Source organism: Vibrio sinaloensis, assembly GCF_023195835.1.
GTDB lineage: Bacteria > Pseudomonadota > Gammaproteobacteria > Enterobacterales > Vibrionaceae > Vibrio > Vibrio sinaloensis_C.
Window position 1 is genome coordinate 1,930,390 of record NZ_CP096199.1, and the last position, 23,338, is coordinate 1,953,727.

18 protein-coding genes and 1 riboswitch are annotated in these 23,338 nt (G+C 48.2%); of the genes, 8 read left to right on the forward strand and 10 right to left on the reverse strand.

Translation table 11 applies throughout. The annotated features are described in order from the left end of the window. Positions 1 to 990, forward strand: coding sequence for an alpha-L-glutamate ligase-like protein (locus tag MTO69_RS08745; RefSeq protein WP_248328407.1), 990 nt, complete (start codon positions 1 to 3; stop codon positions 988 to 990). 62 nt (positions 991 to 1,052) lie between these two features. Here MTO69_RS08745 and MTO69_RS08750 read toward each other — a convergent pair whose 3' ends face one another. The 5 genes from MTO69_RS08750 to cmoM all read right to left on the reverse strand — a co-directional run bounded on the left by MTO69_RS08750 (position 1,053) and on the right by cmoM (position 9,928). Next, a complete protein-coding gene (locus MTO69_RS08750; RefSeq protein WP_248328409.1) occupies positions 1,053 to 2,510 on the reverse strand; it encodes a coniferyl aldehyde dehydrogenase in 1,458 nt (485 codons plus the stop codon). A gap of 111 nt (positions 2,511 to 2,621) precedes the next feature. Beyond that, positions 2,622 to 7,079: a chromosome partition protein MukB gene (gene mukB, locus MTO69_RS08755; RefSeq protein WP_248328411.1), complete on the reverse strand. Its 4,458-nt coding sequence runs from the start codon at positions 7,077 to 7,079 to the stop codon at positions 2,622 to 2,624. Then, on the reverse strand, positions 7,076 to 7,798 hold the full coding sequence (gene mukE, locus MTO69_RS08760) for a chromosome partition protein MukE (protein ID WP_248328413.1): 723 nt from the start codon (positions 7,796 to 7,798) through the stop codon (positions 7,076 to 7,078). Before mukE ends, mukB begins: the two co-directional genes overlap by 4 nt. Continuing rightward, positions 7,779 to 9,116: a chromosome partition protein MukF gene (mukF, locus tag MTO69_RS08765; RefSeq protein WP_248328415.1), complete on the reverse strand. Its 1,338-nt coding sequence runs from the start codon at positions 9,114 to 9,116 to the stop codon at positions 7,779 to 7,781. The genes mukE and mukF overlap by 20 nt, the downstream gene beginning before the upstream one ends. A gap of 2 nt (positions 9,117 to 9,118) precedes the next feature. Next, a complete protein-coding gene (gene cmoM / locus MTO69_RS08770; RefSeq protein WP_248328417.1) occupies positions 9,119 to 9,928 on the reverse strand; it encodes a tRNA uridine 5-oxyacetic acid(34) methyltransferase CmoM in 810 nt (269 codons plus the stop codon). Between the two features lie 95 nt (positions 9,929 to 10,023). Here cmoM and elyC point away from each other — a divergent pair, with 95 nt between their 5' ends. Beyond that, positions 10,024 to 10,827 carry an envelope biogenesis factor ElyC gene (gene elyC / locus MTO69_RS08775; RefSeq protein WP_248328419.1) on the forward strand — a complete coding sequence of 268 codons (804 nt, stop codon included), beginning with the start codon at positions 10,024 to 10,026 and terminating at the stop codon, positions 10,825 to 10,827. 68 nt (positions 10,828 to 10,895) lie between these two features. Here elyC and torR read toward each other — a convergent pair whose 3' ends face one another. Continuing rightward, positions 10,896 to 11,609 (reverse strand): two-component system response regulator TorR, encoded by a 714-nt coding sequence (gene torR, locus MTO69_RS08780; RefSeq protein WP_248328421.1) that lies wholly within the window; start codon positions 11,607 to 11,609, stop codon positions 10,896 to 10,898. A 230-nt stretch (positions 11,610 to 11,839) separates the two neighbouring features. Here torR and torD point away from each other — a divergent pair, with 230 nt between their 5' ends. From torD to MTO69_RS08805, 5 genes are all read left to right on the forward strand, one after another. Next, a complete protein-coding gene (gene torD / locus MTO69_RS08785; RefSeq protein ID WP_248328423.1) occupies positions 11,840 to 12,490 on the forward strand; it encodes a molecular chaperone TorD in 651 nt (216 codons plus the stop codon). A gap of 206 nt (positions 12,491 to 12,696) precedes the next feature. After that, positions 12,697 to 13,704, forward strand: a complete 1,008-nt coding sequence (gene purR, locus MTO69_RS08790; RefSeq protein ID WP_248328425.1) for a substrate-binding domain-containing protein — start codon at positions 12,697 to 12,699, stop codon at positions 13,702 to 13,704. 145 nt (positions 13,705 to 13,849) lie between these two features. Continuing rightward, positions 13,850 to 13,935, forward strand: a riboswitch (cyclic di-GMP riboswitch). A 131-nt stretch (positions 13,936 to 14,066) separates the two neighbouring features. Continuing rightward, positions 14,067 to 14,660, forward strand: coding sequence for a TfoX/Sxy family DNA transformation protein (locus MTO69_RS08795; protein WP_248328427.1), 594 nt, complete (start codon positions 14,067 to 14,069; stop codon positions 14,658 to 14,660). 123 nt (positions 14,661 to 14,783) lie between these two features. Beyond that, on the forward strand, positions 14,784 to 15,476 hold the full coding sequence (locus MTO69_RS08800) for a TVP38/TMEM64 family protein (protein ID WP_248328429.1): 693 nt from the start codon (positions 14,784 to 14,786) through the stop codon (positions 15,474 to 15,476). After that, positions 15,476 to 15,781, forward strand: a complete 306-nt coding sequence (locus tag MTO69_RS08805; protein WP_248328431.1) for a DUF2007 domain-containing protein — start codon at positions 15,476 to 15,478, stop codon at positions 15,779 to 15,781. The genes MTO69_RS08800 and MTO69_RS08805 overlap by 1 nt, the downstream gene beginning before the upstream one ends. Here MTO69_RS08805 and MTO69_RS08810 read toward each other — a convergent pair. From MTO69_RS08810 to topA, 4 genes are all read right to left on the reverse strand, one after another. Further along, entirely contained in the window at positions 15,778 to 16,584 is an 807-nt protein-coding gene (locus MTO69_RS08810; protein WP_248328433.1) for an alpha/beta fold hydrolase, read from the reverse strand. The two genes, MTO69_RS08805 and MTO69_RS08810, sit on opposite strands and share 4 nt — an antisense overlap. 156 nt (positions 16,585 to 16,740) lie before the next feature. Beyond that, entirely contained in the window at positions 16,741 to 18,201 is a 1,461-nt protein-coding gene (gene glgA / locus MTO69_RS08815) for a glycogen synthase GlgA (RefSeq protein WP_248328435.1), read from the reverse strand. Next, on the reverse strand, positions 18,191 to 19,408 hold the full coding sequence (gene glgC / locus MTO69_RS08820; RefSeq protein WP_248328437.1) for a glucose-1-phosphate adenylyltransferase: 1,218 nt from the start codon (positions 19,406 to 19,408) through the stop codon (positions 18,191 to 18,193). Before glgC ends, glgA begins: the two co-directional genes overlap by 11 nt. Positions 19,409 to 20,029: 621 nt before the next feature. Next, positions 20,030 to 22,657, reverse strand: a complete 2,628-nt coding sequence (gene topA, locus MTO69_RS08825) for a type I DNA topoisomerase (RefSeq protein WP_248328439.1) — start codon at positions 22,655 to 22,657, stop codon at positions 20,030 to 20,032. Between the two features lie 398 nt (positions 22,658 to 23,055). Between topA and MTO69_RS08830 the strand changes: the two genes are divergently transcribed. Beyond that, positions 23,056 to 23,304: a YciN family protein gene (locus tag MTO69_RS08830; RefSeq protein ID WP_248328441.1), complete on the forward strand. Its 249-nt coding sequence runs from the start codon at positions 23,056 to 23,058 to the stop codon at positions 23,302 to 23,304. Positions 23,305 to 23,338 lie beyond the last annotated feature (34 nt).

The window sequence follows — 23,338 nt, forward strand, 5'->3', positions numbered from 1 at the left end:
ATGCTTTCACGTTTTGCTGAGCAGTTTACTTCACCGGGCAAACTGCGCCATAAGGGCATTATGGGAATGAACAAGCGCAACCATAGTTATATTGGTCGCTACAATGATCGCTCTAAATATCCTTTGGTCGATGATAAGTTGAAAACCAAGATCATCGCCCAGCAGCACGGTGCAACCACTCCTGAACTGATTGGTGTGATCAGCAATCAGGCAGAAGTGAAAACCATCCACAACATGGTAAAGAATTGGCCCGGCTTTGTGATAAAGCCCGCCCAAGGTAGTGGTGGCAAAGGCATTTTGGTGATTGTTTCCCACAAAGATGGGGTCTATACCAAACCGTCTGGAGCGACCATCAACCAAGAAGACGTCGAGCGCCATATCAGTAATGCTTTAGCCGGGCTGTTTTCTCTCGGGGGCAAAAACGATGTGGCTGTGGTGGAAAACCTGATTAAGTTCGACAACTGCTTTGATGGTTTTAGCTACGAAGGGGTGCCAGATGTGCGCATTATCGTATTTAAAGGCTACCCTGTCATGGCGATGATGCGTTGCTCGACCGCCGCTTCGGATGGTAAAGCCAACCTGCACCAAGGAGCGGTTGGGGTTGGTATTGACATTGCCACCGGTCGCGCTGTACGCGCGGTTCAGTTTGACCACCCTATCACTCACCACCCCGATACCGGCAAAGAGCTATCAACGCTGAAAGTGCCCCATTGGGAGCGGTTACTGATTTTGGCCTCGAGTGCTTGGGAAATGACCGGGCTAGGCTACATGGGTACGGATATGGTGCTCGATAAGGAAGAGGGCCCTATGGTACTTGAGCTCAATGCTCGACCTGGGTTGGCGATTCAGATTGCCAATGGCGCCGGTTTATTGCCTCGCCTGCATCATATTGAGAGCCTGGGCTCGCCAGCCGAATATCCAAAACCTGCCGAACGGGTCGCGTACGCAGCGAAGCAATTTGGTATCTTTGCCAAAGAAGTCACCGCGTAACGCTCCCACTTTTCAAATCTGGATAAAAATAGCCGTTTCTACAAGCGGCTATTTTTTGTTGATTACAGTGTAGGGTCAGATTTACCGACGAACAATTTCACCACTAATTTCTGCACCCAAGTGCCGTAAGGCGGCGTAAACAGTGAAATTGGGAACCACTCTCGCATCTGCAACACACTTCGCGCATGGCTCAGCTCACGAAAACCCTCTTCGCCATGGTAGTTTCCGATGCCAGAATTGCCGATCCCGCCAAACGGAACCGAGTGGTTGAGCACGTGCCATCCCCAATCATTAATAGTGACACCGCCGCTATGAGTTTGAACCAAAATCTTCTCACGCAGAGCTGCGTTGTGGGTAAACAAATAACAAGCGAGTGGCCTGGGCCTATCGTTGATGTACTCTAACACTTGCTCAATGTCTGTATAGCTGTGCACCGGGAGTAGCGGACCAAAGATTTCCTCTTGGCAAATACGCATATCCGCACTGAGGTTGGTTGCGATATAGAGTGGCGTTTTACGCCCTTCCCCTTCAGCTAAACACTGAACAATGTTAGCGCCCTTTTGCTTCGCGTCATCAAGCAGTGCGTGAAAACGCTGCTGTTGAGGCTCATCAACTAATGAAGTGCAATCGTCATTGCCTTTAATCTGTTGATACATAGCGACATGAGCGTCACGCAACGCGCTGACAAACGCATCCAGTTTGCTTTCATGCACAAAGGCATAATCGGGTGCGATACAAATTTGCCCTGAATTGAATCCCTTGCCATGGGCCAAACGCTGAGCCGCTTTACTCACATCGTAGTCCTGCGCAACTATCGCTGGCGATTTGCCACCCAATTCCAGTGTGACCGGCGTGAGGTTTGCAGCGGCATTGGCCATAATGAGCTTGCCGCTGTTCGGCGACCCAGTGAACACCAAGTGATTAAACGGCAAATGCGAGATTTCCATCGCTTGCGGATGATCGCCCGGGACAATACGTACTAGATCATCGGGGAAAACTTCCGCCAGCATTTGCTCAAGAACCCGAGCAGTATTTGGGCAGTTTGGCGGCATTTTTATCATGCAGCGGTTACCTGCGGCCAGTGCCGTGATCAGTGGGCCAATCGACAGATACACTGGAAAATTCCAAGGACAAATGATGCCGACCACACCTTTGGGTTGATAACGAACTTGTAGCTTGTTGCCTTTGAATAACCACTCGGTCGGACGGCGTTTAGGCTTCATCCAACCTTTGAGATGACGCAGCACATGGTTGATGTCCAAGATCGGCGCCAGCACATCGGCCATTTTCGACTCTGTTTCACTGCGCCCGCCGAAATCGTCGCTCATCGCCTCGGCAAGTTTGTCTTGATAGCGGCGCAATTGCGTCTTCAACGCGACCAAACGCTGTTTCCTTACCTCAAACGCCGGCATAGATTCATTGCGGTATCCTACCTCCAGTGCTGTGAACCACTGCTGTACCTGTGACTTCGAGTCAGTGGCCTGCTGTGACGGTGGTTGAGGTTGTACTAATGCATTCATAATCATTCCCTTTAATACCGATATCTGCAGTATATCAAACTGAGTAGATATATGGTTGGCACCTAACCTAACACGACTTACAACAACGCCCACCATTTGGTGGGCGCTTTTTTAGAGTTCTTCAACCAGTTGTTGAATGTCTCGCTTGTTTTTTTGCTCTTGGCCAAAACCGCGTAGGCCGACCACATGCACGTGCTCGTGATCTTTGAACACTTTACGCACCAGTTTGTAGGTGGTGCCTTTCTCCGGACTGATGTTCTCTGGGGCTGCAATGAGCAACTGCATATCCAGTCGGTCACATAGCTCAAACAGCGTTGAGATCGATTTCGCATCCAGACGAGCCGCCTCATCCAAGAACAACAAACGACAAGGAACAATGTCTTTACTGCGCAGTCGACGCGACTCCTCTTCCCAGCTTTGGACCACCATTAACAGAATCGATTGACCTGTACCAATCGCCTCACCGGTCGATAGCGCACCAGACTCAGCCTGTAACCAGCCATCAGAGCCACGGTTTACCTCAACGCTCAACTCTAGGTAGTTACGGTAGTCCAGTAGCTCCTCACCGAGAACTTGCGGCGAACGCTGCCCCATGTCGATGTGTGGATTGACACGCTGGAACAACTTCGCCATGGCTTCTGAGAAGGTATAACGTGATGACTCGAATAAGTCTTTGTGTTGCTCTTGTCCAGCAGAAAGACCATTGAGTAGTACCTCATGACTCTCACGAATTTTCACGTTCAGACGCACGCCTTTCACCTGGCCAAACGAAATGTTCGACAGACCTTGGTTGAGCATACGAATACGATTTTGTTCGCGTTGAATCGTCTTCTTGATGATGCTGGCCACAGAGTCAGAGCTGATGGCTAAGCGATGTTCGCGTTGAGTGAGCTCTTCGGTTAAACGAGCAAGCTCGACCTCCATCTCTTCAATCGCTTCAACAGGATCATCGGTGCGGATAATATCCTGACGAATGCGCTCACGAAGATGTTGGTAAACCGCGATATAGAACAATACCTTACGCTCAGGACGAGCGTTGTCTTCCGAAAGACGCAGCGCATCACGCAGATCGTCGTTATCCGCTACCGCTAAACGAAGCGCGCCGAGTGATTTGTCCGACATAGAACGCAACTCGTTATCCGACAGGTAAGCTAACTCACGCTTGTGGAGCCTGCGCTCTACATCATTCTCTCGCGCCAATCGCAGAACTGAGCACCAACCGGCTTTGGCTGCGACAACAAAAGTGCGCAGCTCTACATACTCTTTCTGCACTTTCTTCAGGCGTTTAGCCAAGGCTTTCATCTCAAGTTCGGTTGAGGTGATGGTGCGCTCGTATTCGCTCTTACGGCTACGAGAAGTATGTAAGCGCTCATTGAGCTCGTCACGACGTCGCATCGCGCGTTCTGCCGCTCCTTCATCTGCAGTCACACCATACTCTTGTAGCTCTTGCTTAAACTCTTGGACCGTCTCTTGTTTGGCTTGATGAGAGCTCTTCAATGACGCCAATACTTGGTTGTATTGGTTAATCTGGCTTTGAGCTTGCTTGAGCTCTTCGCGAGCGCGAGTACGCAGCTGTTCTGCTTGGCCAAGCTTGGCTTTGAGTTGCTCACTCAGCTCGCTGCTCTGGTTAAGAAGGTCGACCGAATCCGAGTAAGCAAAATAGTGGCGGCGCTCAACCAAATCAGCCAAGGCAAAGATTTGCTTTTTAAGACTTTGCAACTGCTGATCGGCGGCGTGATATTGTGCCTCAAGTGCATCAAACTGCTCTGGGTCTGCGTCAAGCGAGCCAATAACTTGCTCTAGCTCAGCCACGGATTTCGCGTGTTGACTCAAAAACGCTTTGGCCTCAACTAACTGCTCGATCTTCTGCTCCAGCTCGTCAAAGCGTTGGGACAGAGTCTCGTCTTCAAGTAGCGACATGGTAGACGCCAGCTTGTCGAGTAACGCCAACGCTTGTTTGCTCAGTTGTTGCTGCGAGCGATGCTGTTGCTCTTGACTCTCTAAATCAGACAGCGCACGAGCAATCTGATTGCGCTTATCACGCTGAGTCACTAGCGCTTGCTCTGGATCGGCCTCAAACGCCACATGAATGTGTTTAGCAACAAACTGGTTGAACGCTTGATAGAGTCGCTGCATTTTTTGTGCGTCAAATGCCGCCTTCGCATGCGCCTCTACCACGTCTTCACGTTCGTTTCGTAGCAGCTCCAAACGCTGCTCTCGGGCCGCACGACCAAACAGTGGGATCTCAGGCAAACGCGAGTAGCGCATCTGACGCTGATTCATGCGCACGCACACCGCGCCTTCAAGCTCTTCGGCATCAAAGGTGCTGTCGTCAAAAGCGTCGATGTCACCTTCAATGATGTAAAGGTCTTCTGGACAATCGTCTAACTCGACCAGTTTTTGCTCAATGTCAGACAAATCTGATACCACAATCGCATGACGCGCAGGACCATACATAGCACTAAAGTAAGGCGCATCATCAATGGTAATGTCATCATAGATCTCAGATAAAAGCACACCACCTAAGGTATCGGCCAGCCCTTTCAGACGAGGATCATTAGAGCCGCCCGGTGAGGCAAGACGCTCAATTTCACCTTCGAGCTGTTGACGACGCTCAGCCAACTTGTCTTTGGCGAGGGAGAGCTGCTTCTCCTGCTCAAGCACAAGCTGCATCTGCGTCATGACTGCCGAGTTACTTTCAAGCTCAGCACCACTTTGCTCGCGCAAGGTCTGCAACGCGTCGTTGGCCGCAATCCAGGTTGGGGCGAGCGCTTCTAATTTACTGATTTCAGCCGATGCGTCTTGTTCAAGGCGGCGTTGCTCGCTGCGTTGGTCACGGAGCTCATCCTGAGCCGCTTGTAAACTTTCAAGCTGCAGCGCGTGACGTTCACGCTCTTGCTCAAAGACCATTTCGCTGCTGAGCTCTACTTGATACTGCTTATGGTACTGGGTCGCCCACTCACGAGCTTGGCGCTGCTGATCCAAGCGGCGCTCAAGGTCACGATGCTGCGCTCGCCATTGCTGTTCGTTTTGTACCACTTGCTGAGCGTCACGTGCTTTTACTAGCACCTGCTTGGCTTGATCTGCAGCCTCTTGACGCGCAACGGGCCCGACAATGCTCTGTACCAGCTGCAAAGCAGTGTCAAATTGCTGCGCGGCGGCTGAAGACATGTCTAGCTTGTGCTTGAGCGACAACAATCGGTTGGTACGCTCCGCTTCTTGGTTTTTAAGCTCAGCCACCAGCGCTTGCGCCGATTCTGCCGTAAGACTTTCATCGCCCAATAGCTGCTTGGCCTTGTCCAGAGCTTGCACCGCTTGCTGATATTGCAACGCACGGGTTTGCTGCACATCCAGCGCCTGTTGGTAATCGGCCAATTGGGTTTTCAAGCTATCGACTTCGTCTTCGGCGAGGGTGGCTTGCTCTTCGGCCATCATTACCCGCTCTTGCGCTTCTTCGACCACCATCATCTGCTCTTCAAGGCGCTCACTGAGCTCCTCAAGATCTTCTTGGTAGCGCTCAATCTTCTCTTGCTGGCGCAGTGCATTTTGCACTAGCTGCAAGTGGTCCGAAGCCGCTTGAAAATCTTGCTCGAGCGATGATTCCGACTCAATCAATAGCTCCAACTCTTCTTGCACTCGATTAAGCAAGCTGTTTTGCTCATGCAATACCTCACGTGAACTAAATAGCTCAGAACGCAACGACAAGGTTTGTTCGAGTTTGTTGCGGCGATCGTTGGCATGACGCATGTAATCGGCGGCTACATAGTTGGTCGATTCGGTAATTAGATGTTTAAACAGGTCGCGATCGGCTTGAGTGGTTTTGATCGCTTCCAGTGTCATGCGGTTTTCGCGCAGCGCCGATTCCATGTCTTGGAAAGCTTTTTTAACGCCACCATTTTGTGGCAACAAATAGTCACGCAGTGAACGAGTGATGGCGCTGGAGATCCCGCCGTAGAGCGAGGCTTCAATTAAGCGATAGAATTTAGAACGGTCGCTGGAGTTGCGCAGTTTCTTTGGAATCACACCAAACTCGAACATTTGCGCGTGGTAATCGACAATCGAAGAGAAGGCTTTAAATTGCACACCTTCAAACTCAGCAACCGCTTGTTTTACTTCATTAATTTGCCGAACACGCGCTTGAGTGTCTGAGACGCTTTCGATCAGCACATCAGTCGGCTTCACATGGCTTGGCAGACCTTGGATAACGAATGGCTTAATATCCACTTTCTTGTCACGTCCCGCCACCTGCTGCAATTTGACGGCAAACAGCAGTCGTTGATGACGCGAGTTAACCACATCCAAGGCGGCATAACAGGCCCCCGCTTGCAGCTTACCGTAAAGCCCTTTATCGCGTGAGGACTGATTGCTACCGGCTTCCGTGGTGTTACGAAAGTGCAGCAAGGTTTGGTCTGGAATCAATGCGGTGATAAATGCCGCCATGGTGGTCGATTTACCTGCACCGTTACCACCTGAGAGAGTTGTCACTAAGCCATCAATATCGAAGGTACGCGCAAAAAAGCCGTTCCAGTTGACCATGGTCAGCGATTGATATTTACCACGTTCAATCATGCTTCGCCCTCTTTCATCATCTCTTGCTCTTCTGACTCATCGTCTGCTTGCTCTAATAAACTGCCTTGGCTTGGCTCTTTGGTATGGACAACTGCTTCACCATCTCGAATCAGGCGTAGCTGAGCGTCGCGCATGTCATCACCGACGCGCACGTCAGCACCAAAGCGAAACACCGACTCGCTAATACTGAACTTGCCGGTTTCTCCGATGTTGATGATCATGCCCAAACGGCGCAATCGACGCAGCGAGGTGCGCACTTTCTCAAACAGTTTTTCTTTATCTAGATCGGAGCCCGACGCACGATGCGTGACCAACTTCATTAACTTAGCTTCATCAGCCAGTGCCAACAGCTCATCATAGAGTTCTTGATTGGTGAAGATGCCCTCATGAGCCAGACGCTCTGGGCTCAAGTAAAGGAAACACAATACTTTGCCAACCAGCATGTCCAGTTCAGACAGTACGCTGCGACCAATTAACGAGGTCGAACGTGGGCGAAGATAGAAAAATCCCTCAGGCGCTTTTACCAGTTCAGCGTTGTAGCGTTGGTAAAAAGAGCTCAGCTCAACTTCAAAATCAGACAACAAAGCGTGATTATCGAGATCGTCGCTAGAGATATGACGTCCTGCACGCAACATACTGTCTAGCGCAGGGAACAAAGGGTTAGAAATTGCTTTTGCCAGGCTATCTGACATGTATTCATTAGTATCGGTCGATGACATTTGCTTGTACCTTTGCACCATAATCGTTGATCGCTTGCCAGTCAGGTTGAATCGCTTGGTAATCGGATTCGGAATACCCTAAACGCACGGCTTGATCGATAACAATTCGGGCTAAATCAAAATGATGAGTGTGTGGGTGTTGAGCTAGGTAGTCGCGTAGAACCAAACCTAAGTCAATCGGCGTGCCCTGCTGTTTATGCACGGTCAGCATGCGGCCGATTCGCTCAGACAACTCATCGTTGACCTGTTGAAATTCTTCGTATTCCACTTCAAGTGGGACTTGGCCAGTCACCTCATCATCCCTAAGCACTAGGGCCTCGTCACGAAGATCTGTTAGACGCTCGGCATCGGCATAAGTCAGATACCAAGGCATATCAAAGTAGTCTTTGACCGACTGACGTAGACGCGAGCTGAATGCTCGGTTTTTGTCCATATCAATAGCGGTTCGAATAAACTTATGTACGTGGCGATCGTAGCCTATCCATAGGTCAATCGCTTGTTGTCCCCAACTGGTGATTCGGTCGAGTTTCATCTGCAAACCAAATAGTGTCTCGGCGATAAACTCTAACTCTTCGTCGCCATAGACCAGCTCTTGGATATCGAGAATTTGCGTTTGTAGCTCGTCGCCTGCCGCTTGGAGGGTGTCTTGAAGCTCTTTTAAGGTATTCGAGGTTTCTGACAACAAGGCTTCACAGTTATTGATGGCATCGCGCCAGTCTTTGTTAAGCAGCTCGGCAATTTGGATTTTGACCGACTGCTGCTGCTCATCCATCACCCTTTGGTTAAGGTCGATTTGGTCGAAAATCTCACCTACAGAGTACTTGAGCACACCATAAACATTTTTGCGCCAATGGCCGGGGGTGCCGCCTTGCCTTGCCGATTCAATCGCTTTCGCCATTTCATCCGCCACCATCGACAGCTGAATTGAGAGTTTGAGTTTAGAAAACTCTCGGTGGCGTACGTAGTAATCGGTAATGCCAATCGCCAGCGGCGACAAGCGATAAATACTCGCACCTTCATTGATTTCACTGGTAAAGCGACTGATCAAGCGCTGCTTGACCAACTCATTGATCGCGTTGTTGGCGCGAAACGCTGACGCCTCGCCCGTATCGGCGAACAGGCGGGTAACGATAGTGAATGCGTCGTGCAATTCACCTTCACCCAATTCTTCATCAAACCTTTCGTTACTCAATACCGCGATCGCAATCAAGAATGCGAGGCGTTCATTGGATAGGTTCAATGAGAAATCGTGCTGTTTGACCCAACCGACCAACTCATCGATCGGCTGCTCTGCAGCATTTAGAGTCATCTCACTCATTGTTAGTCCTGCTTATCTTTCTTCTGTGCCCATACATGTATGTATCGGCCTAACGAGAGGTACGGCTCTTGTCTGCACAATTGTCTTTCTAGTGCCAACACATCTTCTGGCTGGTAATCCCCCATATATTGGCGATCACCAATGTAATCGCTAAAACAGCGGATTCCAGACTTGCCACAAATTGTGAACCCAGCTTGCTCTATCCATTGATAGACCTGCTCCGGCTTTAAGCCTTTTTGTGGCTGTAACTTAAATCGTTTTCGATGCGGCATGCCCTCCAACACGTGGGGGATATTGCCACACACAACATTTTTGTAGACCAATCCATGATGGTTATAAAACATCACCGAGGCCATTCCCCCCGGCTTGACCTGATTGAGGACAGTTTCAAGCGCGGGTCTCGGGTCTGCAAGCCATTCCATTACCGCGTGAAACAGTACGACATCCACTTGTTTAGTGAGGTGTTGCTCAATAGATTGAACCGGTGAATGGACGAAGCGATACTGCTCAAGCAGACCATTATTTGCAATATCCTGCTGAGCTAATTGCAGCATTTCAGAAGATAGATCACATAATGTAATCCGATGTCCGAGCTGAGCAAGCTTTTGCGACATTTGTGCCAACCCGCCGCCCGCATCCAAGATATCTAATCCGTTTTCACTGCCTGCGACAGCGGTCAGTAGTTGTTGAAGATCTTCCCAAACAATGACTTGACGAATCTCGCCTTTGTCAGAGCCATATATATTTTTTGCAAATTTGTGGGCAATATCGTCGAAATTGCGGTCTTCAGTCACAGCAGCTTGAGTTATCATGTCTAATCGTGCTGCTATTCTGTCACAAGAAAAGCAGGAATAAAGAGGCTTTCTCTTAAATTATAATCAATTGATGTTTTTTCGGACTATTTAGTATGTTTGAGCTGAAAAAAGTAGTGTCTTCTTTACTCATGCCGCTTCCAGCCATGTTGATCATTGGCCTGTTTGGCCTGATGCTTATCATGTTCACCCGTAAGCAAAAGAGTGGTTGCTTTATTGTTCTGTTCTCCTTTATCGGCATTTTTCTTATCGCCTTCCAACCCGTTTCTTCCCGATTATTAATGCCACTAGAACGTCATTACTCTGCATTCTTCCCCGTTGATGAGTCCATCGACTATGTGATGGTGCTAGGCAGTGGCCACGTCGTCGATGACAAAATCCCGCCGACTTCAGAGCTGAGTCGCACCGGTTTAATGCGCCTTGCTGAAGGCATTCGGATAATGCGTATCTATCCTGGTTCCAAGCTAATCCTATCGGGTTACTCGGGGGGCTCTGAGGTGAGCAACGCACGTATGATGGCGAAAGTGGCGCTATCACTTGGGGTGTCTAAATCGGACATCATTTTACTCGAAACCGCCAAAGACACCTGGGAAGAGGCTCGTCAAGCCGCTGCCTTTGTGTCCACCAAAAAGCTGGTCGTGGTCACCTCGGCAAGCCATATGACGCGTGCACTGAATGAATTTCATTCGGCTGGTTTGAAACCTTATCCTGCGCCGACCAACTATCTCGCGCACGATAAAGTGACCCAACCTTGGGCGAAATACATCCCCAAAGCGGTCTATCTAGAGCAAACCGAGCGATACTGGCACGAGACACTAGGTCGCATTTGGCAGTCATTACGCGACTGGGCTTCTGATTATGAAGAGAAGGCACTCAAAGCGTCTGAGAGCCAAGTGTAGTTAAATTCCCTTTGTTGCAATGCTAAAAGACCGAGGCAAGCCTCGGTCTTTTTCATCTTGTGCTGAAGTTAATCGCCAGCGAACATGTAGCCCTCGCCGTGCACAGTGACAAATATTTGCGGATTTTTCGGGTCGAACTCCATCTTTGCTCGCATACGACGAATTAAGACATCAATAGTGCGATCATTCGGTGCATCGACACGATGGCTGATCATATTAAGAATTCGCTCTCGACTGAGTACCTGATTAGGGTAACTTGAGAGCGCGACCAGCAACTCATACTCCGCCTTAGTCAACTTGACTGGCTCACCGTTGCGGCTTAATGCACGGCGCTGGATATCGAAAGTCCAATCACCAAAACAGACCACATTGTCGTTGCCCGAAGACGACTTGCCTTTCACGCTTCCTTCGCGTGCACAAGCAATACGCCACAGTAGGTTTTTCACTCGCACTAGCAGCTCACGTAACTCAAACGGTTTCGTCACGTAATCATCAGCCCCCATTTCTAAGCCAACGATTTTATCAATACTGTCGGTACGTCCTGTGACTAAGATGATGCCAATATCAGATTGGCTGCGAAGCTCTCGAGTGAGCATTAACCCATCTTCACCAGGAAGATTGATGTCTAACATCACCAAATCGACCGCATTGTTGCTCAGTATATCGCGCATCTGCTGACCACTGTCAGCTTCACTTACTTGGTAGCCTTCATTTTGAAAGTAACCCACTAGTTTACTGCGCGTCACTAGGTCGTCTTCTACAACGAGTACGTGATAGCTCATCTACACCACTTTATTTGCATTGGGTTTTGTCCACATTCTATTCATAAACAGTAACATTTCTAGTAAATATAGAGTGAAAAATGAGAAAGGTGATTTTTTCTTGATGCAAGACAAAACTGCTGTGCTATTCATACTCTTTCACATTCAGACGTAAACTGTCATCTAAGCCATTACCGCTATTCATTTTTATTGGTTACACTTATCAATAGATATTTTAGGAGTTGCCGATAATGCAAGAAATTAAAGCATTTAATGAAAAACGCGCAGAGATCTACTGGTGGTTGTCCAGTCTGTTTGCCACCGAACTCACCGAAGAGAACTTACAGCAGTACCATTCTGCTCAGATTCGCTCTTTTTTAAGTGGTTTGGGTGAAAATGCACAACTCAAACCTGCGATTGAGCGTGTGATTGACGCACTCAACCGGTTACTTGACCGCGATGATGCTCAGCTTGAACTGGCCGCAGACTTTTGCGATTTGTTTCTTAAATCGGATAGAGACTCCGCGCTCCCATACGCCTCAATCTACATAGGAAAAAGTGGTCTACTCAATGACACACCAGCCAAAGAGCTCGAAGCCTTAATGGCCAAGCATGGCGTGAGTGTCGAAAAAGGCCTCAACGAACCAGCGGATCACATTGCCATCGTACTCGACTTTTTGGGTAACCTGATCATTCGCTCAAACGAGCTTGAGCAAGAGCGCCACATGGAAGAAGCCCTCAAGGAGCAACAAGCCTTTATTCAGACCCACTTATTGAGCTGGGTCCCGACATTTAGTGCCAAATGCCAAACCCTCGACCAATTTGGCTTTTATTCAGCAATCACCAGTTTAACCGAGGCTTTTCTCAAGCTAGATTGCCATTACTTAAGCGGTGATGAATAGAGAACGATGTGAACTTGGGCATGCCACTGCGGCGTTTTTTGATTGCCCTTATATCAATTGCGGTCTAAAATCGTGACCGCAAACGATAAAAATTAACGACTTAAATACAAACCGCTAGTTAAGAGCGGTTTTTGTGTTTCTGATACTTCTGCCCAAATATTCTAAACTGAATATACCCCCGAGGCAGTCATCGACAGGACAAAACTATGGCCACTATTAAAGACGTTGCTCGCCTCGCTGGCGTTTCAACGACCACTGTGTCTCATGTAATCAACAAAACGCGCTTTGTTGCTGAAGCTACTCAAGAAAAAGTAATGGAAGCCGTTGCGGAATTGAATTACGCACCAAGTGCCGTTGCACGTAGCTTAAAGTGCAATACAACGCGCACGATTGGCATGCTTGTCACTCAATCAACTAACCTGTTTTTTTCAGAAGTGATCGATGGCGTAGAGAGCTACTGCTATCGACAAGGTTACACCTTAATCTTGTGTAACACAGGTGGCATCTACGAAAAGCAACGCGACTACATTCGCATGCTGGCGGAAAAACGCGTCGACGGCATCTTGGTGATGTGTTCTGATTTAACTGAAGAGTTAAGTGAGATGCTGGACCGCCATAAAGACATTCCGAAAGTTGTCATGGACTGGGGCCCTGAGAGTTCACAGGCCGATAAGATCATCGACAACTCTGAAGAAGGTGGCTATCTTGCGACCAAATACTTGATTGAACACGGCCACAAAGAGATTGCTTGTCTGAGCGGTCATTTTGAAAAAGCGGCATGTCAGGAACGAATTCGCGGCTTCAAACGCGCGATGGCAGAAGCAAACCTCAGTGTCAATGAGGATTGGATTTTGGAAGGCAACTTCGAATGCGACACAGCGGTTCTAGCCGCCGATCAAATCGTCGCAATGGACAACAAGCCGACCGCTATCTTCTGTTTCAATGACACTATGGCACTGGGCTTAATGAGCCGTCTGCAGCAAAAAGGCATTCGTATCCCAGAGGATATGTCGGTGATTGGCTACGACAACATTGAGCTTGCCGAGTACTTCTCGCCACCTTTGACGACCGTCCATCAGCCTAAGCGACGTGTCGGCAAAAATGCTTTCGAAATTCTTCTAGAGCGCATCAAAGATAAAGAGCACGAAAAGCGCATCTTTGAAATGCATCCAGAGATTGTCGAGCGCAACACCGTTCGCCATCTCAACAAATAGCGCCCGCCTACTCTCGAGGCCGAGGGTCAAACCCATCGGCCTCGTGAATCAATATCGACCTTTTCCGTGAACTGAATCACATTTATTTCATCTTAATGTGATGCTCTGCGCATATTTTATTTATGCTTTTACTGTTCGAAACCAGCCACGAACAGGGCAAACCATTCCGAAAGGATGGGACGCAAAGCCTCCGGCCTTAAACATTTTATGTCAGGTAGCGGGGTTGCCGATGGCAAATATGCATAGAGTCGTCCGTCAGGCCAATAACGGCATGACATCATACTGACACAGCACCTGCATTATTTTGCTACACTCTCGGACCTGAATTGGTGGCGTATATTTATACACCGAGAAAAGACAGCATGGATAAACCTATTTTAAAAGACTCAATGCGACTTTTTGAGCAGCTTGGAAGCATCAAGTCTCGCTCGATGTTTGGTGGTTTTGGTATTTTTGCCGATGACACCATGTTCGCACTTGTGGTTAACAACAAACTTCATGTACGTGCCGATGCGGCACTTGCAAAACAGTTCAAATCTCAAGGCCTAGAACCGTATGTTTACAAAAAGCGCGGTTTCCCAGTGGTCACCAAATACTTCGCTCTCGATGACGACTTAATCTCAGATACCAATAAAACGCTGAAGATCGCCCGTCATGCGCTGAGTGCGGCAAACAAAGAGAAGCAAACTCAATCTCAGGCTAAGCCTAACCGATTGAAAGACCTACCAAACTTACGCTTAGCGACTGAGCGTATGTTAAAAAAGGCCGGTATTGAAACTGTTGAACGCCTTGAGCAAACAGGCGCGGTAAAAGCCTTCCAAGCAATTCAGTCCAGCCATTCAGCTGATGTTAACATTGAGCTGCTATGGGCTTTGGAAGGCGCGATCAATGGCACCCACTGGTCGGTCATTCCGCAGCAGCGGCGTGAAGAGCTGCTCAATCAGCTCAACCACTAACCCCATTTTCAAAAGTCAGCCTTCGGGCTGACTTTTTTGATTCTGAAATTTAACCCTTGCTTTCTCGGTCTTGTCTGATGACACTTAAATCGCACTTGCTGTTTTACGCTACGGAGCTAAGCAATGAATAAAAAGATTATTTTTGGGGCCGTGTTTGTTGCTCTGATTGTTATCCTTGGGATGAACTTTGGCCAATACCTCACTTTAGACAACGCCAAAGCGCAGCAAGCCGAGCTGACCAGCTTTATCGATAATAACTTTGCTCTAGCGGCCTCTATGTACTTTGTGGCCTATATTGCAGTGACCGCCTTTTCTATTCCTGGTGCACTGGTGGTCACCTTATTGGGAGCGGCACTGTTTGGATTCTGGACAAGTCTATTGTTGGTCTCTTTTTCCAGTACCATTGGTGCCACATTGGCATTTTTAAGTAGTCGTTACTTACTTCGCGATTGGGTTCAATCAAAGTTTGGCGACAAACTCAGCGCATTCAATCAAGGGGTCGAACGAGATGGCGCCTTCTACTTGTTTTCATTGCGGTTAATACCCGTTTTCCCATTCTTTCTGATTAACCTCTTGATGGGGTTGACGCCAATCACCACTTTTAGGTTTTACTTGGTCAGTCAAATAGGCATGCTGCCCGGTACAGCGGTGTACTTAAACGCGGGTACCCAGCTGGCACAAATAGAGAGTCTATCAGGTATCGTTTCACCGAGCGTGCTGATCTCTTTTGCGCTGTTAGGGCTCTTTCCAATCGTGGCTAAATGGATTATGAGCAAAGTTAAAGCCTCCCCTTCCGCATCGAATGGTAACGCCTAGTGAAGATATATAGCGCAGAAACGCCAACCGAAGCGCACATTGTTTGTGAGCTCCTTAAATCCCACCAGGTTCACTGTGAGGTGCGCGGCGAAGGCATTTTCAGTTTACAAGGTGAGGTTCCATTCGGGGAAAGCAGTGCCCCATACATCTGGCTGCTGGATAGTGAGTCTAGACAGCTGGCACAGCAGCTTATCGATGAGTATCGCAGCGCCGATGGCAAGGCGCCTTGGCGCTGTGAACAGTGCGGAGAAATGAATGAGGCTCAGTTTGGATTATGCTGGCAGTGCGGTTGTAATGCGCCTTAACCCACGCTAGAGATTTGCTGCTTGATAAATGCGATTGAGTGATGGTTAAACTCATCTGGACGTTCTACGTTGCATACATGACCACAATCAGCGATTTCTAACAACTGACTTTTGCGGTGCGCAGCCACCATCTCTTTGACCGGTTGGATAAACATATAGTCGCGCTCGCCCATCAAATATAAAGTGGGAATGGGCAGCTCTCGGTCTTTGAAATAACGCATTAGAGGGTTCACTTCAGCGGTTAAAATAAACCAACGCTTAAACTCTTTTTGGCACAACTTCTTCGCTTCACGGATAAACAAATGTCGCGACTCTTTTTGCGCTTTTTGTGGCATCACAATATATGCAAACAGGCTATAGAGCCACATATAAGGCACAATGTGCTTGCACAAATTGCCCAATTTAACCAGCAGTTGAGAACGCGTATTAAGGCGCGTCACCGCACCGCCAAGCACCATTGACTTAACCCGCCCAGTCGCCAACTCTGCCAAGTTGCGCACAATAATCGTACCTAGCGACATCCCTACAAAATGCGCCGACTGAATCTTTAAATGGTCTAATACTTTAAGGATATCGAGTGTGACCGCTTTGAAGGTATAGCGGTTGGACATCAACTCTTTCAACAATTGATTTGACTTACCATGACCGCGCAGGTCGATAAGCAAAATATTAAAGTGCTGTTTGTAGGCTTTGATCTGCTTAAACCATATCGACGAACTGCCACCAGCACCATGCACAAATACCACCCATTCATCACTGGTTGGGTGGGCAAAGGTTTTGTGGAATAGCAAAGTGTCACTCATAGTCAAAAAAACTAACAGGATTTCGATCTGGAATAGGAGGTTACCATAAAGATAGCGGAAATTACGTCAACAAAAGAGATTTGTTGATGATTGTAGCGATAAAATTGTAAGTAGTCGTCAAAAAAGGCGCCTTAACGACGCCTATCTCTGGTTTGGTTATAGCCCAAGTGCACTTCTATACAGCGCGATGTATTCCTCAGCTGATTTTTTCCAGCAAAAGTCTTGTTGCATTGCGTGCAGTTGGACTCGCTTGAGTTCATCTGGTTGCTGTAGGTACAGCAAGAGAGTGCGCTGCAGCTTTGCCAGCAAGGCTAAAGGCTCAGGCTCTTCAAATACAAAACCCGTCGCATTGCATGGGTCCGTATCATAATCATGGACACTGTCACGCAGACCACCGACGCCACGTACAATCGGCAAAGTCCCATAAGCCATACTGTAGATTTGATTAAGCCCGCAAGGCTCAAACTCTGACGGCATAACAAAAAAGTCGCTGCCGGCTTCCACCAAATGCGCTAACTCATTATCGTACGCCTCGATAAATGCCAGCTTGTTTGGGTACCTATCCGCAACTGAGCGCAATTCTGCGGCCAGTTTGGGGTCGCCCGTGCCGACAATCACCACTTGCAGTTGGTTTTGTAGGAAGTCTTGTAATATAGGCAGTAAGTAGTGCACGCCTTTTTGATGGGTCAAACGACAAACCATGCCGTACATCGCCACATCAGATTGCTCAAGACCCGCCCGCTGCTGTAGCTCTCGCTTACAAGCTTGCTTACCACTCACCATACTCTCAAGTATTGCTTGGTAATTCACCGGCAACAGTGGGTCTGTGTGCGGATTCCAGGCCGAATAATCACAGCCATTGAGAATCCCTACCAAATCCAGCGCTCGACTTTGAAACTCGACCGCCATACCGTGGCTACCGAGCTCTGTCGTCAGCTCTTGCGCATAAGTAGGGCTGACAGCGTTGATCTTATCCGCATTCATCACACCCGCTTTTAGCATGGTGATGTGGCTGCTGCTGATCGCCGCGTCAGGCGCAAATCGAGTATGCATTTCAGGGAGAAATTGCACTTCATCGTAGCTAAACACGCCCTTAAACACCGCATTGTGCACCGATAGAATACTCTTGATCGATGTGTAAAAAGGGTTTGCAGCGTAACGATGCTTAAGCAAGTAAGGGACGAAACCAGTATGCCAATCATTGGTATGGACGATATCCGGCTGAAAGCCAAGCTTAGGCAACATATCGAGGCACGCTGCACTAAAAAATGCGAAGCGCTCACCGTTGTCGGCATAAGCCTGATTGTTCTCAGCGTACATCTCTGGGCGGTCAAAGTACTGGCGACAGTCAATCGCATAGACAGGCACACCGCCGACCTCTAACCGTTTAACTTGATACTCAGTGTGCGGCCAATGATCAAGCTGGGTGCTGAGTAACACCTCAGCGTCTGAGATATTAGCGATATTTCGGTATGCTGGTAGCGTCAAACGTACATCTTGTTGCAGCTCGCGCAGCGATTGAGGGAGTGCCTTGGCAACGTCTGCCAAGCCACCGCTTTTAATTAACCCTTCAACTTCTGATGCTACAAATAGAACGGATAAATTCTCAGTAGCCAACTCGTGCTCCTTTAGCAATCACCACAATTCCGTCGTCTGACACGTGGAAGTGTTTTTTATCTTCGGACAAATTAACCCCGATTTGTGTACCTGGCGCAATGTCTGCGTCTTTATCAACAATCACACGGCGCAGTACACAGCCCTCGCCGACTTTCACATCGCCAAGAAGAATCGATTCGCTGATATCACAAGCCGAAGCGATGTTGCTGCGAAAACCGAGGACCGATTTTTCAATTCGAGAGCCTCGGACATAACTGCCGTTACAAACTAGGCTATCAATGATTTGGACTCGCCCATTATCAGAATCGGTGAATGTCGCCGGTGGTAGCGGTGGGTAGTATGTATGCAGTGGCCACTTACGGTTGTAGAGAGAAAAAGGCGCGTCTTTTTCAAGCAAGTCCATATGCGCTTCCCAGTACGCATCTATGGTGCCCACATCACGCCAATACACTTCCTCTCTTTCACCAGTAATACGGTTAGTGCTGAAGTCATAAACATACACATCACCATGAGGGAACATTTTAGGAATGATGTCCTTGCCGAAGTCGTGTGATGAGTCAGGATTGTCTGCATCTTCAATCAGTTCAGAGAACAGTTTCTCGGCCTCAAACACATAGTTGCCCATAGACACTAGTGCCGAATTTGGGTCGCCAGGGATAGACTTTGGTGACGCGGGTTTTTCTTCAAAGCCAATCATTCTTCCCTCTTCATCGACTTCGATAACACCAAACTGAGACGCTTCAGAAAGAGGCATGCGCAGTGCGGACACCGTCAACGACGCTTTCTTTTCTTTATGGTAATCAAGCATTTGCTTGATATCCATTTTATAAATATGGTCGGAACCAAAAATACACACCTGCTCAGGCTCGGCCAGCTCCATAAAACGTAAGTTCTGATAGATGGCGTCGGCGGTGCCCTCGTACCAGCGCTTACCAGTACGCATTTGCGCAGGAATCGGGTCGATAAAGCGATCAGTAATTCCGTTGATGTTCCAGCCTTTCTTCATATGGTGGAACAAGGATTGAGACTTAAACTGCGTAAGCACGTAGATACGCATCAGGTCAGCGTTAACAAAGTTGTTTAGAGCAAAGTCGATAAGACGATAACTACCGCCAAAAGGTACAGAGGGTTTACTACGAGATTCCGTCAGAGGGCGCAGGCGAGACCCTTCGCCTCCTGCTAGGATCATTCCCAAAACTCCAGCCATGTATTGTTCTCCATTTTATTTTTGTCTGTGGATGAATCGTTTGGTTTGGGGAGATCCATCCTAATAATTCCATCAACTGCACCCATTGGTCAGGTGCCATATGCAGCTTAAGCAATATCACATCAAGTAGTTGGGGGAGAAGGTGTTCCCGCGATGATGTGTGCAAGGGGTTAGATATAAGTTATCTTATTCAGTGAAGATTACAATTTAAAATATGCTGTACTCTCGGCCTCACATTAATTACTTTTTCGCCGCCTGCGTTAGCTCACACTCTAAGCGTAACGAGATACAAGTTAGTAACACCCACTCTACATTAGCGCGACTCATGGCCGTGTTATACCAAACGGGATAAATAGGTGATCAGATAATTGCGCAGGAAAAATCGTTGAGAGCAAGGCATAGATTGCAGCTAGCTAGTTGACCTACCTACAAAATCTATAACGACGCTATCAGCGATTTTAACCAGCAAGAATGACCAGATATTTATGCTGTTTGGTATTAATCGGGCCGGTGCAAAAGATTGGCCAAAGCCATCATTGGTGGCGCTAGCGAGTGGTATGAAGCACTGTTTTATGAGCACAAAAAAAGCAGCCGACTGGCTGCTTTTTAGTTTAGTTGTTATTACTTGGCGGCATTCTTACGCTTGTCAGTGATTTCCCACTTACCATCAACGTAGAGCGCAGTGTAACCCGATGGTTTGCCGTCGATTTCAGAACGAACATAGTTCTCTTTGGTTTTACGGCTAAAACGCACCACCATAGGACGACCATCAGGATCTTGCTGCGGCGCCTCGGTCAAATAATGGAATTTTGGCGAGATACGGTCTTTGAAACGGACCAATTCCTCAACCAAAGGCGCTCGAGTTTCGCGTGATTTCGGGAATGTGCTCGCGGCTAAGAACAGCCCAGAGGCACCATCGCGAAGTACGAAGTAAGCATCAGAGTTTTCACATGGCAGCTCTGGCAAGTGAACTGGATCCTCTTTCGGCGGCGCCACTTCACCATTTTTTAGTATCTTACGCGTGTTCTTACAATCATCGCTAGTGCAATCCATGTACTTACCAAAACGGCCATTCTTGAGCACCATGTCGCTGCCACATTTATCACATTCGACAACAGGACCATCATAGCCTTTGACTTTGAACTCACCGTACTCGACAACATAGCCTTCACAGTTAGGGTTATTACCACAAACATGCATTTTACGTTTATCGTCGATCAAGTACGCATCCATTGCGGTTTCACAAATCGGACAACGTTTCTTAGCGCGCAGAGCTGCGGTTTCAACGTCTTCTTCAAGGACGTTGATGATACCCTCTTCATCACCCAAGTTGATGGTGGTTTTACAACGCTCTTTTGGTGGCAGCGCATAACCCGAACAACCTAGGAAAACGCCGGTAGAGGCAGTACGAATACCCATAGGTCTTGAACACGTCGGACACTCAATGTCGGTGTAAACGATGTGGTTTGGCTTCATGCCGCCCTCATCTTCATCAAGTTCCGCTTTTGCCAAGTCGCCAGTGAAGTCGTTGAAGAAATCATCCAACACGGCCTTCCAGTTGGCTTCTCCTTCCGCAATCTGGTCAAGCTTCTCTTCCATGCGCGAGGTGAACTCGTAGTTCATCAAGTCATCGAAGCTGCCATCTAGGCGATCGGTAACGATCTCACCCATTTTCTCGGCATAGAAACGACGCTGTTCGACTTTGACGTAACCTCGGTCTTGAATGGTCGAGATGATAGAAGCGTAAGTCGAAGGACGGCCAATACCTCGTTTTTCCAGCTCTTTCACTAACGCGGCTTCGGTGAAGCGCGCTGGCGGCTTAGTAAAGTGTTGTTTCGGATCAAGCTTGATCAGATCAACGCTATCACCCACCTGAACCGCAGGAAGAATTTGGTCCTCATTTTTACCCAGAGGGCGCTGAACACGCGTCCAACCGTCAAACTTCAAGATGCGGCCTTTGGCCTTCAAGGTGTACTCGGCAGCCTTTACGCTGACCGTGGTTGAGTCGTATTTGGCTGGTGTCATCTGACACGCCACAAACTGATTCCAGATCAACGCGTACAGTTTGTGCGCATCCGCTTCCATTCCATTAAGGTCGTCTGCTTTCACCGTCACATCAGAAGGACGAATCGCTTCGTGCGCTTCTTGTGCGCCCTCTTTGCTGCCATAGACATTTGGCTTAGCAGGCAAGTAAGCATCGCCAAACTCGTCACCAATAAAGCCACGAACCGTTTCCACGGCCTCAGCACTTAAGTTGGTCGAGTCGGTACGCATATAGGTGATGTAACCCGCTTCATACAGGCGCTGGGCCAACATCATGGTTTTCTTAACCCCATAGCCAAGACGAGTACTCGCCGCTTGCTGCAGTGTGGAAGTAATGAATGGGGCAGAAGGCTTGCTCGACGTTGGGCGGTCTTCGCGTTTGCACACTTCGTAGCGCGCTTTTTCCAACACCGCCATCGCAGCTTTGGTCTCGGCTTCACTTACCGGTTTGAAAGCAACGCCATCTTTCTGGGCGACTTGCAATCGGAAGTCGGTTTTGTCTTGTGTTTTGGTGTCGGCGTGAATATCCCAAAACTCTTCTGGTACAAAGGCTTTGATTTCACGCTCGCGTTCAACCAATAGCTTCACTGCCACCGACTGGACACGACCAGCGGAAAGGCCACGCGCCACTTTTTTCCATAACAGAGGTGACACCATAAAGCCCACAACACGGTCAAGAAAGCGTCTTGCCTGCTGAGCGTTCACCCCATCCATGCTCAACTCGCCCGGTTTTTCAAACGCTTGCTGGATGGCATTTTTGGTAATCTCGTTAAATACGACTCGTTTGTATCGCTGTTCATCGCCGCCGATGATCTCACGAAGGTGCCAAGCGATAGCCTCTCCCTCGCGGTCCAAATCGGTTGCGAGATAGACGCTGTCTGCATCTTTAGCCAGCTTCTGTAGCTCTGCGACAACTTTCTCTTTGCCGGGAAGAATTTGATAGTTCGCCTCCCAACCATGATATGGGTCGATGCCCATTTTCTTGATCAGAGCTTTGCGATCTTTCTCTTTTTTAATGCGTGCTTTTTCTTCGGCGCTTAAGCCTTTAGTGGATACCGCGGCTGCTTTCTGGCCAGTACTTTGGCCAGCAGTAGGTAGATCACGAACGTGACCTACACTGGACTTTACAATGAAGTCCTTACCTAAATACTTATTGATGGTCTTCGCTTTGGCTGGCGACTCCACAATAACCAGTGACTTACCCATAATTGACTCAAGTGTCCTTTAACGAGTGCGAGTTTATCGCACGACATACTTAATACTTTGCTTCTTTTTTTACTATTGAGCGAGAATGCTAGAAGATCAATATCTTTTTTTAAAATTCGATCTTGATTGCTCGACAAATCGGCGATGTACCCTAAATCAGTCAAATCAAGACAATCAATGCAAGACTGAGTACAAAACGGCGTAAAAGGTGGGACATACTAAACGTCAGGAGCAAAAAGTTACCAACTTATCGAAAGAATTTTTGCCACTAGTCACAAAACCCAATCCACCCTGGTATAAAGCGGGGTTGATCTGACGCATTGGATTTTTACCTTCAAGTCCCTACAATCAGGCCATTCACACTGTATTAAACGCCCCAATAAAGAAGGTAGAACCCGATGAGCGAGAAGAAAGTCATCTCTGAAAATGAGCTATTGATGATCGCCAACCATATCATTCAATCACACGACGATTATATTGAAGGAATGCGCGCTGACAGCGTCGAGGAAAAAGAAGATGTGCTGGTGTTTAAAGGTAACTATTTTCTTGATGAACAAGGACTGCCAACCACGCAAACCACGGCTGTATTTAACATGTTCAAGTACTTAGCCCATCACTTGTCGAAAGAATTCACCTTAAGCTCATAAATGCAGAAAGGGTTGCCTTAATAGGGCAACCCTT

Bases quoted from the DNA above. Each gene is read 5' to 3' on its own strand.
- MTO69_RS08745 (WP_248328407.1), top strand. From the start codon at position 1: ATGCTTTCACGTTTTGCTGAGCAGTTTACTTCACCGGGCAAACTGCGC.
- MTO69_RS08750 (WP_248328409.1), bottom strand. From the start codon at position 2,510: ATGAATGCATTAGTACAACCTCAACCACCGTCACAGCAGGCCACTGAC.
- mukB (WP_248328411.1), bottom strand. From the start codon at position 7,079: ATGATTGAACGTGGTAAATATCAATCGCTGACCATGGTCAACTGGAAC.
- mukE (WP_248328413.1), bottom strand. From the start codon at position 7,798: ATGTCATCGACCGATACTAATGAATACATGTCAGATAGCCTGGCAAAA.
- mukF (WP_248328415.1), bottom strand. From the start codon at position 9,116: ATGAGTGAGATGACTCTAAATGCTGCAGAGCAGCCGATCGATGAGTTG.
- cmoM (WP_248328417.1), bottom strand. From the start codon at position 9,928: ATGATAACTCAAGCTGCTGTGACTGAAGACCGCAATTTCGACGATATT.
- elyC (WP_248328419.1), top strand. From the start codon at position 10,024: ATGTTTGAGCTGAAAAAAGTAGTGTCTTCTTTACTCATGCCGCTTCCA.
- torR (WP_248328421.1), bottom strand. From the start codon at position 11,609: ATGAGCTATCACGTACTCGTTGTAGAAGACGACCTAGTGACGCGCAGT.
- torD (WP_248328423.1), top strand. From the start codon at position 11,840: ATGCAAGAAATTAAAGCATTTAATGAAAAACGCGCAGAGATCTACTGG.
- purR (WP_248328425.1), top strand. From the start codon at position 12,697: ATGGCCACTATTAAAGACGTTGCTCGCCTCGCTGGCGTTTCAACGACC.
- MTO69_RS08795 (WP_248328427.1), top strand. From the start codon at position 14,067: ATGGATAAACCTATTTTAAAAGACTCAATGCGACTTTTTGAGCAGCTT.
- MTO69_RS08800 (WP_248328429.1), top strand. From the start codon at position 14,784: ATGAATAAAAAGATTATTTTTGGGGCCGTGTTTGTTGCTCTGATTGTT.
- MTO69_RS08810 (WP_248328433.1), bottom strand. From the start codon at position 16,584: ATGAGTGACACTTTGCTATTCCACAAAACCTTTGCCCACCCAACCAGT.
- glgC (WP_248328437.1), bottom strand. From the start codon at position 19,408: ATGGCTGGAGTTTTGGGAATGATCCTAGCAGGAGGCGAAGGGTCTCGC.
- topA (WP_248328439.1), bottom strand. From the start codon at position 22,657: ATGGGTAAGTCACTGGTTATTGTGGAGTCGCCAGCCAAAGCGAAGACC.
- MTO69_RS08830 (WP_248328441.1), top strand. From the start codon at position 23,056: ATGAGCGAGAAGAAAGTCATCTCTGAAAATGAGCTATTGATGATCGCC.